General features: G+C 69.4%; 18 protein-coding genes and 1 riboswitch. Of the genes, 10 read left to right on the top strand and 8 right to left on the bottom strand.

Features of this window, described 5'->3' with window-relative positions; all coding sequences use genetic code 11:
* Window positions 1-136: 136 nt before the first annotated feature.
* Window positions 137-1,534, top strand: a complete 1,398-nt coding sequence (gene radA, locus ACWDMM_RS26890; RefSeq protein ID WP_195078035.1) for a DNA repair protein RadA — start codon at window positions 137-139, stop codon at window positions 1,532-1,534.
* An 11-nt stretch (window positions 1,535-1,545) separates the two neighbouring features.
* Here radA and ACWDMM_RS26885 read toward each other — a convergent pair whose 3' ends face one another.
* Together ACWDMM_RS26885 and ACWDMM_RS26880 are read right to left on the bottom strand one after the other, a co-directional pair.
* A complete protein-coding gene (locus ACWDMM_RS26885; protein ID WP_357110707.1) occupies window positions 1,546-2,193 on the bottom strand; it encodes a hypothetical protein in 648 nt (215 codons plus the stop codon).
* Window positions 2,194-2,316: 123 nt separating this feature from the next.
* Window positions 2,317-2,940, bottom strand: coding sequence for a carbonic anhydrase (locus tag ACWDMM_RS26880; RefSeq protein WP_195078033.1), 624 nt, complete (start codon window positions 2,938-2,940; stop codon window positions 2,317-2,319).
* 88 nt (window positions 2,941-3,028) lie between these two features.
* Here ACWDMM_RS26880 and ACWDMM_RS26875 point away from each other — a divergent pair, with 88 nt between their 5' ends.
* Window positions 3,029-3,949: an A/G-specific adenine glycosylase gene (locus ACWDMM_RS26875; RefSeq protein ID WP_357110704.1), complete on the top strand. Its 921-nt coding sequence runs from the start codon at window positions 3,029-3,031 to the stop codon at window positions 3,947-3,949.
* Window positions 3,950-3,974: 25 nt separating this feature from the next.
* Here ACWDMM_RS26875 and ACWDMM_RS26870 read toward each other — a convergent pair whose 3' ends face one another.
* Window positions 3,975-4,721: an alpha/beta fold hydrolase gene (locus ACWDMM_RS26870; RefSeq protein ID WP_195078032.1), complete on the bottom strand. Its 747-nt coding sequence runs from the start codon at window positions 4,719-4,721 to the stop codon at window positions 3,975-3,977.
* 58 nt (window positions 4,722-4,779) lie between these two features.
* On the opposite strand from ACWDMM_RS26870, the gene mhuD reads away from it, so the two are divergent.
* The 4 genes from mhuD to ACWDMM_RS26850 all read left to right on the top strand — a co-directional run bounded on the left by mhuD (window position 4,780) and on the right by ACWDMM_RS26850 (window position 6,866).
* On the top strand, window positions 4,780-5,094 hold the full coding sequence (gene mhuD, locus ACWDMM_RS26865) for a mycobilin-forming heme oxygenase MhuD (protein ID WP_039794711.1): 315 nt from the start codon (window positions 4,780-4,782) through the stop codon (window positions 5,092-5,094).
* 80 nt (window positions 5,095-5,174) lie between these two features.
* Window positions 5,175-5,326, top strand: a riboswitch (cobalamin riboswitch).
* A gap of 30 nt (window positions 5,327-5,356) precedes the next feature.
* Complete coding sequence (locus ACWDMM_RS26860; RefSeq protein ID WP_039794710.1) at window positions 5,357-5,551, top strand: CbtB domain-containing protein; 195 nt, start codon at window positions 5,357-5,359, stop codon at window positions 5,549-5,551.
* Entirely contained in the window at window positions 5,542-6,348 is an 807-nt protein-coding gene (locus tag ACWDMM_RS26855) for a CbtA family protein (RefSeq protein ID WP_357110699.1), read from the top strand. The genes ACWDMM_RS26860 and ACWDMM_RS26855 overlap by 10 nt, the downstream gene beginning before the upstream one ends.
* 35 nt (window positions 6,349-6,383) lie before the next feature.
* Complete coding sequence (locus tag ACWDMM_RS26850) at window positions 6,384-6,866, top strand: hypothetical protein (RefSeq protein ID WP_357110696.1); 483 nt, start codon at window positions 6,384-6,386, stop codon at window positions 6,864-6,866.
* A 54-nt stretch (window positions 6,867-6,920) separates the two neighbouring features.
* Here ACWDMM_RS26850 and ACWDMM_RS26845 read toward each other — a convergent pair whose 3' ends face one another.
* The 3 genes from ACWDMM_RS26845 to ACWDMM_RS26835 form a co-directional block, all read right to left on the bottom strand.
* Window positions 6,921-7,361 (bottom strand): OsmC family peroxiredoxin, encoded by a 441-nt coding sequence (locus ACWDMM_RS26845; protein WP_067794871.1) that lies wholly within the window; start codon window positions 7,359-7,361, stop codon window positions 6,921-6,923.
* Window positions 7,362-7,524: 163 nt separating this feature from the next.
* Window positions 7,525-7,845: a DMT family transporter gene (locus ACWDMM_RS26840; protein WP_195078029.1), complete on the bottom strand. Its 321-nt coding sequence runs from the start codon at window positions 7,843-7,845 to the stop codon at window positions 7,525-7,527.
* A 1-nt stretch (window position 7,846) separates the two neighbouring features.
* Window positions 7,847-8,494, bottom strand: a complete 648-nt coding sequence (locus tag ACWDMM_RS26835) for an FMN-dependent NADH-azoreductase (protein WP_357110692.1) — start codon at window positions 8,492-8,494, stop codon at window positions 7,847-7,849.
* Window positions 8,495-8,604: 110 nt separating this feature from the next.
* Between ACWDMM_RS26835 and ACWDMM_RS26830 the strand changes: the two genes are divergently transcribed.
* The gene (locus ACWDMM_RS26830) at window positions 8,605-9,225 is read left to right on the top strand and encodes a TetR/AcrR family transcriptional regulator (RefSeq protein WP_449940094.1); all 621 of its coding nucleotides are present in this window, start codon (window positions 8,605-8,607) and stop codon (window positions 9,223-9,225) included.
* A gap of 55 nt (window positions 9,226-9,280) precedes the next feature.
* On the opposite strand, the gene ACWDMM_RS26825 is transcribed toward ACWDMM_RS26830, so the two are convergent.
* Together ACWDMM_RS26825 and ACWDMM_RS26820 are read right to left on the bottom strand one after the other, a co-directional pair.
* The gene (locus ACWDMM_RS26825; protein ID WP_357208975.1) at window positions 9,281-10,144 is read right to left on the bottom strand and encodes an ABC transporter permease; all 864 of its coding nucleotides are present in this window, start codon (window positions 10,142-10,144) and stop codon (window positions 9,281-9,283) included.
* Window positions 10,141-11,043 (bottom strand): ABC transporter ATP-binding protein, encoded by a 903-nt coding sequence (locus ACWDMM_RS26820; RefSeq protein ID WP_357110685.1) that lies wholly within the window; start codon window positions 11,041-11,043, stop codon window positions 10,141-10,143. The genes ACWDMM_RS26825 and ACWDMM_RS26820 overlap by 4 nt, the downstream gene beginning before the upstream one ends.
* 204 nt (window positions 11,044-11,247) lie before the next feature.
* Here ACWDMM_RS26820 and ACWDMM_RS26815 point away from each other — a divergent pair, with 204 nt between their 5' ends.
* The 3 genes from ACWDMM_RS26815 to ACWDMM_RS26805 all read left to right on the top strand — a co-directional run bounded on the left by ACWDMM_RS26815 (window position 11,248) and on the right by ACWDMM_RS26805 (window position 14,299).
* Window positions 11,248-12,843 (top strand): histidine kinase, encoded by a 1,596-nt coding sequence (locus ACWDMM_RS26815; protein WP_357110682.1) that lies wholly within the window; start codon window positions 11,248-11,250, stop codon window positions 12,841-12,843.
* A 31-nt stretch (window positions 12,844-12,874) separates the two neighbouring features.
* The gene (locus ACWDMM_RS26810) at window positions 12,875-13,567 is read left to right on the top strand and encodes a response regulator (protein WP_195078023.1); all 693 of its coding nucleotides are present in this window, start codon (window positions 12,875-12,877) and stop codon (window positions 13,565-13,567) included.
* Window positions 13,568-14,029: 462 nt separating this feature from the next.
* On the top strand, window positions 14,030-14,299 hold the full coding sequence (locus ACWDMM_RS26805) for an SHOCT domain-containing protein (RefSeq protein ID WP_323124579.1): 270 nt from the start codon (window positions 14,030-14,032) through the stop codon (window positions 14,297-14,299).
* The last annotated feature ends 9 nt before the right edge of the window (window positions 14,300-14,308 follow it).

The raw sequence follows: 14,308 nt of genomic DNA, 5'->3' as shown, positions 1-14,308 counted from the left end.
CCTCGCGTGCGCCGGGCCCCCGCGTTGGCCCCGAAGGAGCAAGCGGCGGTCGCGCACACGCGAGCCATAAGGGGCCGCGAACACCCAGCGCCGCAGGCGCTGGAAATCAAACACAGCCGGTGCGTATGGTGCCGGTGTGGCAAAGACGAAGCCGACCTTTCGCTGCTCCGCCTGTTCGCACGAGGTCGCGAAATGGGTGGGCAAGTGTCCTGAGTGCGGGGCTTGGGGCACCGTTGAGGAGGTAGTCGCCGCGGCGGGTGCGGTCGGTTCGCCGGGGCGCAAGGCGATGTTGCCGAGCACCGCGGCCGCGCCGCTCTCGCAGATCGACTCCAAGATCACCAAAGCGCGGCCGACGGGTGTCACCGAGTTGGACCGGGTGCTCGGCGGCGGGGTGGTGCCGGGATCGGTGGTGTTGCTGTCCGGCGAGCCGGGAGTGGGCAAGTCGACGCTGCTGCTCGAGGTGGCGCATCGCTGGGCGGCCCAGCGGGACGAGAAGTCGCTGTACGTCACCGCCGAGGAGTCGGCGGGGCAGGTCCGGTTGCGGGCCGATCGCACCGGAGCGGTGCACGACCGGGTCTATCTGGCGGCGGAGTCGGACCTGTCGATCGTGCTCGGACACGTCGAGCAGGTGCGGCCGACGCTGCTGGTGGTCGACTCGGTGCAGACCATGCTCGCCCCTGAGGTGGACGGCGTGATCGGCGGCGTCACCCAGGTGCGCGAGGTGACCGCGGCCCTGACTTCGCTGGCCAAGGCGAGCGGCATCGCGGTGCTGCTGGTCGGGCACGTCACCAAGGACGGCAACGTCGCGGGCCCGCGCACGCTCGAGCACCTGGTCGACGTGGTGCTCCAGTTCGAAGGCGACAAGAACTCCACGCTGCGCATGGTGCGCGGCATCAAGAACCGCTTCGGCAGCGCCGACGAGGTCGGCTGCTTCGAGTTGCACGAGGACGGCATCGCCTGCGTGGACGACCCGTCCGGCCTGTTCCTGCACCACCGGACGGATTCCGTGCCCGGCACGGCGGTGACGGTCGCGATGGACGGCAAGCGTCCGCTGGTCGGCGAGGTGCAGGGCCTGACGGTGAAGACCGAGATTCCGCAACCGCGCCGCGCGGTCAGCGGCCTGGACTACAACCGGGTCGCCATGGTGCTTGCCGTCCTGCAGAGCCGCGGCCGGGTGTTCCTCGGCAAGAGCGATGTGTACGCCGCGACCGTCGGCGGTATGCGCTTGGTCGAGCCGTCGGCCGACCTCGCCATCGCGCTCGCCATCGCCAGCGCCGAGTCCGATGTCCCGATTCCTCCTGGCTGGGTGATCCTCGGAGAGGTCGGACTGGCGGGCGAAGTCCGCAAGGTGACCGGCGTCAACCGCAGATTGGCCGAAGCCGAACGCCTCGGCTTCACCACTGCCCTGGTGCCCCCCGGCCTGGCCCCGGTGAAAAGCACCATGAAGATCCACGAGGTCACCGACCTGCGCTCCGCCATCCGCATAGCGGGCCTGCGCAAACTACGCGCCGCCCCTGAGGAGGCCGCCAGCTGACCCCTCCCCTCTCAAGCGATGTTGAACGGCTCGGCCATGCTGCGTACCGAACCCAGCTGCGCCACGACGCTGTAGGGCCCCGGTGGGACTTGGACGCGTTCGCCCGCGCAGTTCGGCTGGGACGTGGTGCCCGACCAGGTGACAGTGAACGCCGCCTGCTCACCGCGGCCCATCGTGCGGACGTCGGGCTGACCATCGGGATAGCAGTCGGTGCTCGACCACAGACGCCGCTGGCCGTCGAGCGTGTGCACCGAGACCTGCTGGAGGCCGGAACCCATGTCACGGGTGCACGCCACCGCCGAGATGTTGGTGATGACGATCCCGAACACCGGCTGCTCACCCGTTTTGTAGGTGGGCTGCTCGACGGTCACCTTGATCGCCAGCGATTGGTCCGGGCACGGTCCGGCCGCGAGGGTGGTGGCCGCCGCGGAGGACTTGGGCGCGCCGGACTCGGCCGAGGGCTTGGCCGCCGCGTCGGCGGACTTGGTCACGGCCGAGCTGGTCCCGCCGGCCGCGGCGTCACCGGGCGAGTCGCCGCCGCGTACGACCGCGAGCACGACCCAGATCACCAGCGCCAGGGCGACCACCAGGATTCCGATGGCGAACACGCGTCGACGCCAATAGATCTCCGGTGGCAGCGGTCCATTCGGTTCCAGCACGTCTCAACGGTAAGGGCACCATCGGGCGCATCGTCTCAGGGGCACGGCGTGTCGGCCGCGTGCGCCCGCGGGCGGCGAGTACATTCCGCCGGCACGCCGACCCCGGCGCGGGCGTGCCGCGGCTCAGACCACCTCGCCGATGTTGCCGACGACCCGGTGCAACTGCGCCTTGCCCTCGGCCAGCTTGTAGGTCACGCAGGCGATGGCGAGCTCGCCGGTCGCGACCCGCTGCGAGATGATCATCGACCGCTGCATGAGCAGGCGGCTGGTCTCCACCACGTGCCTGGCCTCCATCTCGTCGACGGTGGACAAGCCTTCGCGGCGGCCGACCAGAATGGACGGCGCGACCCGCTCGACCACGCTGCGGATGAATCCGCCCGGCACCTCGCCGCCGTCGAGCGCGTCGATGGTGGCCTTGACGGCGCCGCAGCTGTCGTGGCCGAGCACTACGATGAGCGGCACGTTGAGCACCTGCACGCCGTACTCGATCGAGCCGAGCACCGAGCTGTCGACCACATGGCCCGCGGTACGAACGACGAACATGTCGCCGAGACCCTGGTCGAAGATCAACTCCGCGGCGACCCTGGAGTCGCCGCAGCCGAACAGGATCGCGTGCGGGTGCTGGCCACTGACGAGTTTGGCCCGGTCGGCGGCACCCTGGCTAGGATGCAGCAGCGCGCCGCTGACGAAGCGGTCGTTTCCTTCGCGCAAGGACTTCCAGGCACTGATCGGGTTGGAATCCGGCATACCGACCATTGTGCAGGACGGTTACGGTTACCAGCGAGTTCGGTCGGTTACGGGCGGGCAAATGTCGCCTGGCAGCAGTAGTACGGGGATGGTGAGGACAGTGCGGAACGGCGCACCGAACGGCATCGACGCCGACACGTTGCTGGACTGGTACGCGGAGACCGCGCGCGATCTGCCGTGGCGCCGCCCCGGCGTCACCGCATGGCAGATCCTGATGAGCGAGATCATGCTCCAGCAAACTCCGGTGGTCCGGGTCGAACCGATCTGGCGGGAATGGGTGGCGCGCTGGCCGGTGCCTTCGGCGATGGCCGCCTCGTCGCAGGCGGAAGTGCTGCGCGCCTGGGGCAAGCTCGGCTATCCGCGCCGTGCGCTGCGGCTGCACGAGTGCGCGAGGGTGCTGGCGAGCGAGCACGGCGACGAGGTGCCCGCCGATGTGGAGGTTCTGCTCGGGCTGCCCGGCATCGGCGCGTACACCGCGCGCGCCGTCGCCTGTTTCGCGTACGGACAACGCGTTCCCGTGGTGGACACGAACGTCCGCCGTGTGGTTGCCAGGGCGGTGCACGGGCGCGCGGAAGCGGGTAACCCCTCGTCGCGGGATCTGCCCGAGACCGAGGCGCTGCTGCCGCTGCGGATCGACCGCGCCGCGGTGTTCTCCGCCGCCCTCATGGAACTCGGCGCGACCGTATGCACGGCCCGCACCCCCGATTGCTCGCGCTGCCCGCTGCCGAGTTGCGCGTGGGTCACCGCGGGACGGCCGGCGAGCGAGGTGGTCCGCCGCACCCAGAAATACGAGGGCACCGACCGCCAAGCGCGCGGCAGGCTGCTGGATGTCCTGCGGCACGCGAGCGGGCCGGTGGAGCGGGTCCGCTTGGATCTGGCCTGGACCCGCGACCCGGGCCAGCGCGACCGCGCGTTGGACTCGCTGCTGGTGGACGGCTTGATCGAGCAGACGCCCGACGGCCTGTTCGCGTTGGCGGGCGAAGGCGGGGCCACCGGATTCGACAACTGACGAACGCCGCGATGATTCCGTGCCGCTAGCTGGCGAGCACTCGCCGTAGGAAGCGCTCGACTTCCGCTCGGTAGCGGTCGGGCTGATCGTCGTGCACGAGATGGCCCGCGCCCGGCACCAACACGTGTTCGGCGTGCGGATGGGCGGCGGCCATCTGCCGCATCTGCCCCGGCGGTGTGATGCTGTGCTCGCCCTCCAGCAGCAGCGCGGGCACCCGCACCGCATGCCATTGCTGCCAGAAATCGCGTGTCCCCCACTCCTCGGAGATATCGCGGAAGGTGGCGACCGAGCCGTGCAGCCGGTATCCCTCCGGCCCGTGTTCGAAGGCGTTCGAGAAGTAGCGCCCGGCGACCGGCCCGAAGAACGACAGCATGGCCTCCTCGTCGGGGAACGGTTGCGGCCACGCCTCGATCATCGCCGCCCAGTGCGCGGCGGTGCGGCCGGTGAAGTCCGGCGCGATGTCCTCGATCACCAGCGCGCGTACCCGGTCGGGGTGGGTCGCCGCGAATACCCAGCCGTGCAGCGCCCCCATCGAATGCCCGATCACGACCATCGGCTCTTCGATCGCGGCGGTGCGGGCGGCGAGGTCGGCGACGAAGGCCTCGGTCGTCAGCTCCGCGGGCGCCGGCCTGCCGTGCCCGGCGGCGTCGAAGGTGTAGACGTGGCCGTGCTCGCGCAGCCAGCCCAGCTGATCGCGCCACGTGCGCGCGCTGCCCATCAGTCCGTGCAGCAGCAGGATCGGCGCGCCTGCTCCGCCTTCGTCGTGCAACATCGGTTCGACAATACGAGGCACCGAGCATCTGCTCGGCGGCAGCCGCTAGCTTGGACACATGGCTGTTGTGAAGATCAACGCGATCGAGGTTCCCGAGGGCGCGGGCCCCGAGTTGGAGAAGCGGTTCGCCCACCGCGCGCACGCGGTCGAGAACTCCCCCGGCTTCCTCGGCTTCCAGCTGTTGCGCCCGGTGGCCGGAGAGAAGCGGTATTTCGTTGTCACCCAGTGGGACTCGGAAGAGTCCTTCGCGGCTTGGCGGGACGGGCCCGCGCGCGAGGCGCATGCGGGCGAGCGTCAGAAGCCGGTCTCGACGGGTGCGTCGCTGCTCGAGTTCGAGGTCGTGCTCGACGTGGACGCCAAACCCGCGAACTGACTGCGCGCCGCACCGCCGGGCAGGCCAGCCTGCCCGGCGACTCGCCCGACGCCGTGGTACGCCCGTGCCGGACCCGGTTGACGCCGAGGGTGTGCGGGTGTCACAGTTCGAGGGACAAACGCGAGGGTGACGCGGTAATTCCGGTGAGATTCCGGAGCGGTCGCGCCACTGTGTTCCACGCACCGAGTCCGGTGCCGGAAAGCCAGACACCGGCACCGTCGCGCCACCACCCTAAGGGACGCGTATCCCAAGGAGGACTCGAATGGCCATCGCGCATTCACCCAGCCGGGCAACCGATTCCCTGGCCACCGTGCTCGTCACGGTCGGTGTCGTTCTTCTCGCACTGCTCACGCTGTACCTGGTCGGCTTCGATCAGGGCGTCATCTCGCGCAGCGGGATGTACCTGCATGAGCTGATGCACGACGGACGTCACCTGCTGGGGCTTCCGTGCCACTGATCGGTTCGCTTCGAACCCTGCTGCTGCGCGGCCTGCTGGCCGGTCTGATCGCCGGACTGCTGGCCGCCACAGTCGGTTATTTCGTCGGCGAACCCAAAGTCGACGCGGCCATCGCCATCGAGGAAGCGCACAGCTCACACGCCGAATCGCCGGACGGGCACTCCCACGGCGAGCACGCCGAATCGCCCGGCGGCCATTCCCACGGTGACGAGGAAGAAGCGCTGGTGAGCCGCGGCGGCCAGAAGTTCGGGCAGTTTCTCGCCCTCGGCCTGGCCGGTCTCGCGCTCGGCGCCATCTACGCCTCGGTCGCGCACTTCGCGCGGCGCTACACCACGCTGTCCGGGCCGCGGCTCGCGCTGACGCTCGGTGTGGCCGGTTGGGCCGCGATCGTCGCGGTGCCGTTCTTCAAGTACCCGGCCAACCCGCCCGCGGTCGGCGACCCCGACACCATCAACGAGCGCACTCTGCTGTGGCTGGCCGCCGTTGTGCTGGGCATCGTCGCGGTCGGTGCGGCGGTGGCGGCGTTCACCGCGCTGCGCACCCAGCTGCCCACGTTCCGGCTGATCGGCGGCGTCGCGGCGTTCATGCTGGTCACCGCGCTCGGCTACGTCCTGCTGCCCGGCGTGAACGAGGTGAGCGCGGACTTCCCGGCCACCCTGCTGTGGCAGTTCCGGGTGGCCTCGCTGGCCGAGACCGCGACTCTGTGGGCCTGCCTGGCGCTCGGCTTCGCCGCGCTCACCGAGTTCGCCACACGCACCGATACTCCGGTATCGGTAGCGCCCGCTACCGCAGGGTGATTCGCGTTCGGAAGCAGTGAGGCAGTGTCGGCCCCATGACCGGCACTGCCTTTTCCGTCCGGCCCGCATCGCGGGGCGCAGCCCCTTCCGGACCGCCGCGCGCGGTGCGCGTCGCGTTCAACGCTCTGGTCGTCGCGTTGGTCGCGGGTAGCGCCGAGGCGATCGCGCGGGCCGCCCGCGATTTCTCGACGGCCGACCCGACGAGCCTGGCGACCGGGTTGGGCCTGCGCATCGCGATCTATCTGCTGGTGCTGGCCGTCGCGGTGCGTATGACTCGCGGCGACCGCTGGGCCCGCCTGCTGATCACCGTCGGCATCGGCGTGCTCGGTCTGCTGTCCCTGATCATCGAGCCGCTCGCCGCGGCGATGTCCGCGAACGAATTCCGCGATCTGTTCCGGGACACCCCACCCGTCGGCTTGCTGCTCGCGACGCTTCGTACCGTTCACGTCGTAGCCGTCCTGATCGCCATCCCGGCTCTCTACACCCGCCCCGCCCGTCGCTACTTCCGCGGACGCTGACTCCGTACCGGTTTCGTGCCCCCGCACTGTGGGGACACGAAACCGGTGGCCGAACTACGCGAGAGCGGCGTCGAGGGTGATGTGGTCGACGCCGGCGAGGGCCTTGCTGACGGGGCAGCCCGCCTTGGCGGCCTCGGCGGCGGCCTGGAAGGCGTCGGCGTCGATCCCGGAGACGCGGCCGCGGACGGTCAGCTCGATGCCGGTGATCCGGAAGCCGCCCGCCGGATCGGGGCCGAGGGTCACGTCGGCGGTGACGTCCAGGCTCTCCGGGGTGCCGCCCGCGTTGCCGATCTGCGCCGAGAGCGCCATCGCGTAGCAGGACGAGTGCGCGGCCGCGATCAGCTCCTCCGGGCTGGTGGTGCCGTCGGCCTCCTCGGCGGAACGCTTGGGGAACGACACGTCGTACTTACCGACCCCTGAACTGGCCAGTTCGACCTGTCCCGAACCCTCCTGCAGGGTGCCGGTCCAGGCAGTACGCGCGGTACGTGTGGGCATCACGGTCCTTTCGCCGATGATCGTTTGACGATTCAGCACGAACCTACCCCGGCCGGCTCGCCCCGGCGCACCGGTTCGCCGATCGGGTTCGCCTCGGCGCACCGCGCACCCACGCCGCGCGATCGGCGCGGTAAAGCGCGGCGCGCCAGACGAATCCGTTGTTCTACTCGGGATTCGTGATCCGAGCCAGCACGATGCCGCCGAGGATCAAAGCGAGGGCCAGCAACCGTCCCGCACCGATCGGGTCCTTGTGGACGACGATGCCGAGCGTGATCGCGCCGAGCGCGCCGATGCCGGTGAACACCGCGTAGGCGGTGCCGACCGGCAACGTCTGCATGGCCCGCGACAGCAGGTACACGGCGGTGACACCGAGAACGAAGCAGATCAGGGTCGGGACGAGCCTGGTGAAATTCTCGGTCGGTTTGATGCTCTGCGACCAGACGATCTCCACCAGTCCGGCGGCGGCGAGGACCACCCAGTTCATGTCAGTACTCCCTGGCCAGGTCACTCGCGGTCGCCAGAGCGCGAGCGTGGGACCTGTCGTGCTCGGCACGCAAGTGTGCCAGTGCCGGGTCTTGGCGCGAGTTGGCGTACTCCGCGTGCACGAAAACGGTGTCGGAAACCGCGAAATGGCCCGCGAAGAAGTCGCGCAAAAAGCGTTCCTGATAGTCATAGGCCGCTTTGGGAGCGCCGGGCGAATAAGCGCCGCCTCGCGCGCTCGTCACGACGAACCGCCGGTGTCCCAGCGACATTCGCGGAAAGGTCACCTGGTCCAGCCATGCCTTGAGCGAGGCCGGGATCGAGTAGTTGTACATGGGGGTGCCGATCAGGATCACGTCCGCCGCGAGCAGCTCGGCCAGCAGCGGCTCGACGACCTCCCACGCGGCAGCCTGTTCGGGAGTGCGCGCCAATCCACCGAGCCGTTCGGGATCCGTGCTCGGCAGCGCGAGCACGGCGTCGCACAGTTGGGTCCACGCCTCTCCGATAAACGGCACCGGCTGCGCGGCGAGGTCACGGTAGAGATAGCGGCCGTCCGGGTGCCGTACGCGCCACGCCTCCGCGAAAGCGGCGCTCAATTCCCGACTGATCGACCGCGGCCGAGCGCTGGCGTCGAGGTGCAACAAGGTGCTCATGATCGAACCTCCGAATAACCGGACGGAATGTCCATTTCTGCGGACGGGACAACCATACGACCGATGTGGACATATTGTCCACTTAACCCGGAATCGGCTACAGTCACGGCATGGAACCGCGATCCGACCTGCTCACCGGTCAAGGGCCGGGCCGGTCGGCGCCTGCGCCGGAACGCGCGGACGCCGCACGCAACCGGGCGAAAGTGCTCGCCGCCGCCGCGGAGTTGTTCGCCACCCGGGATCCGCGCACGGTGACGATGGACGACATCGCGAAGGCCGCGGGCGTCGGCCGCGGCACCCTCTACCGGCGTTATCCGGACACCGCCTCGGTGGCGGTTTCGCTGCTGGACGAACACGAGCGAGCGCTGCAACAGAAACTGCTTTCCGGCCCCCCGCCGCTGGGTCCAGGAGCTCCGGCCGCACAGCGGCTGGCCGCGTTCTACGCCGCGATGGTCGAATTACTCGATACACACGCCCATCTGGTGCTGGGCGCCGAAATCGGCGGAGCCCGCTTCGCGACCGGCGCCTACGGCTTCTGGTACGCGCATGTGCGAGGACTGTTGGCCGCGGCGGGAATTCGCGAACCGGACGCGCTGGTCGACCCGCTGCTCGCACCGCTGGCAGCGGAGGTCTACCGACAGCAACGTGAGCGCGGGCTGACCTCAGGACAGATCACCGATGCGCTGCGCGCCATCGCCGAAGCCGTTCTCGGGCCTCGGGTGAGTCCATGAACGACGAAACCGGCGGTGGACGACATCCACCACCGGTTTCGCCACCCCTCGTGGTTCACACCAGATCGCGTCCGCGCATCAGCCAAATCGTGCCGACCGCGAACAGCGCCAGATAGGCGGCCAGCACCACCAGCGATTCCGTCCGCGAAAGGACCTGCAGCACACCGGGCGTGGCGGGACCGTCCACGGTGCGCATCGCGCCCGCCAGCGACCCGGCCGCCGTGCCGGGCAGATGATCGGTGACCACTTCGATCGGCGCGAAGATCCCGGCGACGCCGCGCAACAGGTTCTCCACCACCAGCACCCAGACCAGGCCGAGCCCCACCGCGAGCGCGGGTCCGCGAGCGATGGCGCCGATCAGCGCCCCCGCCAGCGTCCACATACCGAGAATGGCGACGCCGGTCAGGATGCCGAGCAGCGACCGATCCAACGCGGGCGCGGTGAGTGCCTGCGACTGCGACGCCGCGATCAGCGCGGCGAGCGCGATGTCGGCGGCGAACGCCGCGCACACCAGCGCCACCACCACGGCCGCGAGGCTCACCACCACCGCGGCGACCGCCTGTACTCGCGAAGGCCCCTGAGTGAACGCCGTTTTCCAGGTGCCCCAACCGTATCCGCTGCCCACGGTCAGCGCGCCGAGAATGAGCATCAGCGCACCGCCGAACATGGCCATACCTTGGGTGAACACTTCGGGCACCGCGGCGGGCAGCATCTGTTGCAGCAGCACATCGCGCGGCAAGCCGTTGGACATCCGGCTGGATTCCCCGGAGGTGTAGGCCAGATAGTTGAACAGATAGGCGAACGTGAGGTTCAGCAGAATCCATGTGCCGAGAATGATCCAGAACGCGGGCCACTTGCGCAGCCGCAGCATCTCGGCCTTCGTGCTCGCGATCAGGTCGCGGATCGCCGTGCCGGTCATCGCGCGGTCTCCCATCCAGTCATCTCGAAGAACACTTCCTCCAAGGACTTCTCCTCGACCCGCAGTTCCAGCAGATCCGCCCCCGACGCCACGACCGCGCGCGCCACGGCGGGCGCGGTCACGGTGTCCGACTCGATCCGGATGCCTTTCGCGGTCAGCAACGCCGAGCGCGCACCCGCCAGCCGTCGCACCGCGGGCAGGGCCACCTCCACCGGCTCGGCGCGCAGCAGCAGCGACGAGTTGCCGCGCAGCTGCGCGACGGTCGCCTCGGTGCGCAGCCTGCCCTGCGAGATCACCCCGACCCGGTCGCAGATCGCCTGGACTTCGCTGAGCAGGTGGCTCGACAACAGCACAGTGCGGCCCTCAGCGGCCACAGCGGTGATCAGCTCTCGCATGTCGGCCATCCCCGCTGGATCGAGGCCATTGGTCGGCTCGTCCAGAATGAGCAGGTCGGGGTTGCCCAGCAATGCCGCGCCGACGCCGAGACGCTGTTTCATACCCAGCGAGTAGGTGCGGTACTTGTCCTCGCCGCGGCCGGCCAGCCCGACTCGCTCGAGCGCGTCTTCGACCTCCCTCCGCCCGAGCCCGCGATATTCGGCGAGCACGCGCAGGTTGTCCCGGCCGGAGAGGTAGGGATAGAAGCCGGGACCCTCGATGAGAACGCCGATCCGGCGCACCACGGCGGGGTCGCCGGGCCGATGCCCAGCGATCGTGACCGCGCCCTCGCTCGGGCGGATCAACCCGGCCAGCATGCGCAGGGTGGTGGTCTTGCCCGCGCCGTTCGGGCCGAGGAAGCCGTAGATCTCGCCGGACGCGACGCTCATGTTCACGTCGTCGACGGCGGTGTGCTCCCCGTAGCGTTTGGTCAACCCTCGGGTGACCACGATCGAATCTGCCATGCATCGAGAATCCGCCGCAGGCCCGGCGCGGACATCCGTCGCCGGGCGACTATCGGCATACGTAGCTGGAACGACGGCTCGGCCGGGATGCCGCCGCGACCGTCCGCCGACATCCGAATCGGCGCAATTCACGCGAAATACGTTGCAAGGCGGACGTCGAATCCCAGCCGGGCCGCATAGGCTACGTGGGTGCGGGTGGCAGGGATGACAGATCGGAGTTCGGTCGGCTGGGATTGGGGCGTCGCGCTCGTCGTCGCCGCGGTTCAGTTGGTCGGAGGCACTTTCGCGAACATGCGGCAGACCGGAGTGCACTCCCTGGACGTGCTCGGCTACCTGTTGTTGCTGGCCGGCCCGGTGGCGCTGATCTGGCGGCGCGCGCAACCGCTGCCCGTGCTGATCGTCGTCCTCGCCGTGTGCGTGGCGTTCTTCCTGCACGGCTACGGGTACGGCCCGATCTTCGTCTCGCTGGTCGTCGCATTCCTGACCGCCGCCAGCAGCGGACCGCGTTGGTGGACCTACCCTCTCGTCCCGCTCGGGTATCTGACGCTGGTCTGGCCGCTGCCCGCACTGCTCGACCGCCCCGCGAACCTGTGGCAGGTGTTCGCGCTGATGGCGTGGCTGGCCGTGCTGCTGCTGGTGGCCGAGGGCATCCGCCAGCGCAAGGCCGTGCTCGTCGCGCGCGGGCAGCGCGCCGAGGCCGCGCGCAGGGACGAGCAAGCGCAGCGCGAGCGGCGGGCCAGCGAAGAGCGTCTCGCCATCGCCCGCGAACTGCACGACGTGCTGGCCCACAGCCTGTCGATGATCAACGTGCAGTCCTCGGTGGCGCTGGAACTGCTCGACAAACGCCCCGAGCAGGCGGAGACAGCGCTCACGGCGATCAAGAACGCCAGTCGCGACGCCCTGGCCGAAGTGCACGCGCTCCTGCACACGATTCGCTCCGGAAGCGAATCCGCGACGCCCGCCGAGCAATCGTCCACAGCCGACGCGAACGCCGAGGAGACCGGTGGCGCGACCGAGGCCGAGCCGCCGCCAGCCCCGCGCGCACCCGCGCCGAGCATCGGCGACTTGGACGAGCTGTTGCAGCGTCCGCGCACCACCGGACTGACGGTCACCACCCGAGTGCTCGGCACTCCGCAGCAGTTGCCCAGCGTCATCGACGTGGCGGCGGCGCGCATCATCCAGGAGTCGCTGACCAACGTGCTGCGGCACGCGCCAGGCGCCGACGCCGCCGTGACCGTGCGCTACACCCCGGACTCGGTCGACATCACCGTCGACAACAGCCGCCCGACCAGTGCCCCGTCGCGCTCCGGCAACGGCGGCGGCAACGGCATCATCGGCATGCGGGAGCGCACCCACGCCCTCGGCGGCGCGCTCACCGCGGGCCCACGGCCCAGCGGCGGATTCCGGGTCGCGGCCCGGCTACCGACGCGTACACCCGAACCCGGCGCGGCCGGGGACCGTTCGGCACCGGGGTCGGCGGCCCCGAGCGGGGCGCCGGACCGGAACAACGCGGTGTCACAAGCGCCGGACCAGAACGCCGAGCCGAGCACACCGCGACGCGCCCTCGCGACAGCACGAAAGACCGAGCAGGGCGACGCGACATCGGACGCGACGAGGAAGAGTTCCCCGGAATCGGAAGCTCCGAGGCAAGGCTCCGCGGAATCGAAATCTGCGAGGCAGGGTGCGGGAACATCGCGCTCGGCGACTACCAGCCCCAGCGAGACCGAATCCGACATGTCGGGCCTGCGCGCCGATACGGCCGAACGACCGAGCACCTCGGCCGGACACACCCAGCCCTGACGGGATGAGTCGGCCCACGACAGGAGACCCGATGCAGCACCACGACGATTCGGTTCCCTCCGGCGGCATCCGGGTGCTCGTGGCCGACGATCAGGCGTTGGTGCGCGGCGGTTTCGTGGCGCTGCTGGACGCCCAGGACGGCATCGACGTGGTCGGCGAGGCGGACAACGGCGAGCAGGCCGTGCGGATGACCCGCGGCCTGCGTCCCGACGTGGTGCTGATGGACATCCGCATGCCCGTCCTCGACGGCTTGGCCGCCACCCGCATGATCGCCGAGGACCCTTCGTTGACCGAGGTGCGCGTGGTCGTGCTGACCACCTTCGAGCTCGACGAGTACGTCTTCGAGGCGCTGCGCTCCGGCGCGGCCGGCTTCCTGGTCAAACACACCGAACCGGCCGATCTGGTTCGCGCCGTCCGCGTGGTCACCGCCGGCGACGCGCTGCTGTCCCCCGGCGTGACCCGCACGCTGATCGCGGAATTCTCCGCGCGCGCGAAAACGCCGCCGCCGTCCACCCTCGCCGAGCTGACCGACCGCGAACGCGAGGTGATGACGCTGGTCGCCGAGGGACTCACGAATGCCGAGATCGCCGAACGCCTCTACCTGAGCCCCGCGACCGCCCGCACCCATGTCAGCCGGATTCTCACCAAACTGCAGGCCAGGGACCGCACCCAGCTCGTGGTCATGGCTTACGAATCCGGACTGGTCCGCCCCGGCTGGCAGTGAGCCGCCCGGCCGCAGGTGCGCACTGCCAGAAGAACCGAAGCGAACGATCCAGCGCACTGCCCTCCGAATAGAGACTCCAGGTCGGCGACCAGCTGCGAGCAAACCCACGTCGTATTCCGCGGTTCGCGGTCGGACCCCCGCCAGCACGAGTGGTCCACCCATTTCTTCGGCTGCTTCGTCGCGTCACCAGGGCCAGGACCAGCGCACAGTCGTAGCCCAGTGCCGAATATGCCTTCCTCGCGCGGCACGGCAGCACAGTCCCGCACGGTCTTCCCGCACTCCATTTCGGCAGACAGCAATTTTTCAGCGAACAAGATATTTCTCCGGGAGTCACGTCCAGCAAATAACTGGTAAATCACTGCGGGCGGACATTTCACACTCCGCGGGTACGTCTCCAGGCGTATTCCGAGTGCCGACGCGCGACCGATGCCCCCAGCCCGCCCTCGAGCGCAGTCTTTCGTCATGAATATTTTCACTCGACCCGAAGCGGTGAGTTTTCTGGCCGATCACTACGACGGCGAGTGGCAGCCCTGGCCGTTCTTCTGGATTTTCCCGCTGCTGTTCTGGCTGACCGTCATCGCGGTGCTGCTCCTGGCCCGGAGGCGATTCACCGGGCACGGCAGCGGCATCGGCGCGCTGCGCACCGCGTTCGCCCGCGGGGAGATCACCGAGGACCAGTACCGCAGCAGGCTCGCCGTCCTGAGCGAATCCCGGCGCGGCAGCAAGCGCTGACCGGCCTTC

The organism is Nocardia sp. NPDC003726 (genome assembly GCF_053586955.1).
This window is presented reverse-complemented; position numbering and strand designations above follow the sequence as displayed.

What these genes read in the sequence shown, in the direction of transcription:
- ACWDMM_RS26870 (WP_195078032.1), bottom strand. Translation starts at nt 4,721, where the DNA reads ATGTTGCACGACGAAGGCGGAGCAGGCGCGCCGATCCTGCTGCTGCAC.
- ACWDMM_RS26850 (WP_357110696.1), top strand. Translation starts at nt 6,384, where the DNA reads ATGACCGGCACTGCCTTTTCCGTCCGGCCCGCATCGCGGGGCGCAGCC.
- ACWDMM_RS26805 (WP_323124579.1), top strand. Translation starts at nt 14,030, where the DNA reads ATGAATATTTTCACTCGACCCGAAGCGGTGAGTTTTCTGGCCGATCAC.
- mhuD (WP_039794711.1), top strand. Translation starts at nt 4,780, where the DNA reads ATGGCTGTTGTGAAGATCAACGCGATCGAGGTTCCCGAGGGCGCGGGC.
- ACWDMM_RS26845 (WP_067794871.1), bottom strand. Translation starts at nt 7,361, where the DNA reads ATGCCCACACGTACCGCGCGTACTGCCTGGACCGGCACCCTGCAGGAG.
- ACWDMM_RS26840 (WP_195078029.1), bottom strand. Translation starts at nt 7,845, where the DNA reads ATGAACTGGGTGGTCCTCGCCGCCGCCGGACTGGTGGAGATCGTCTGG.
- ACWDMM_RS26830 (WP_449940094.1), top strand. Translation starts at nt 8,605, where the DNA reads ATGGAACCGCGATCCGACCTGCTCACCGGTCAAGGGCCGGGCCGGTCG.
- ACWDMM_RS26815 (WP_357110682.1), top strand. Translation starts at nt 11,248, where the DNA reads ATGACAGATCGGAGTTCGGTCGGCTGGGATTGGGGCGTCGCGCTCGTC.
- ACWDMM_RS26860 (WP_039794710.1), top strand. Translation starts at nt 5,357, where the DNA reads ATGGCCATCGCGCATTCACCCAGCCGGGCAACCGATTCCCTGGCCACC.
- ACWDMM_RS26810 (WP_195078023.1), top strand. Translation starts at nt 12,875, where the DNA reads ATGCAGCACCACGACGATTCGGTTCCCTCCGGCGGCATCCGGGTGCTC.
- ACWDMM_RS26825 (WP_357208975.1), bottom strand. Translation starts at nt 10,144, where the DNA reads ATGACCGGCACGGCGATCCGCGACCTGATCGCGAGCACGAAGGCCGAG.
- ACWDMM_RS26835 (WP_357110692.1), bottom strand. Translation starts at nt 8,494, where the DNA reads ATGAGCACCTTGTTGCACCTCGACGCCAGCGCTCGGCCGCGGTCGATC.
- ACWDMM_RS26880 (WP_195078033.1), bottom strand. Translation starts at nt 2,940, where the DNA reads ATGCCGGATTCCAACCCGATCAGTGCCTGGAAGTCCTTGCGCGAAGGA.
- ACWDMM_RS26820 (WP_357110685.1), bottom strand. Translation starts at nt 11,043, where the DNA reads ATGGCAGATTCGATCGTGGTCACCCGAGGGTTGACCAAACGCTACGGG.
- ACWDMM_RS26875 (WP_357110704.1), top strand. Translation starts at nt 3,029, where the DNA reads ATGGTGAGGACAGTGCGGAACGGCGCACCGAACGGCATCGACGCCGAC.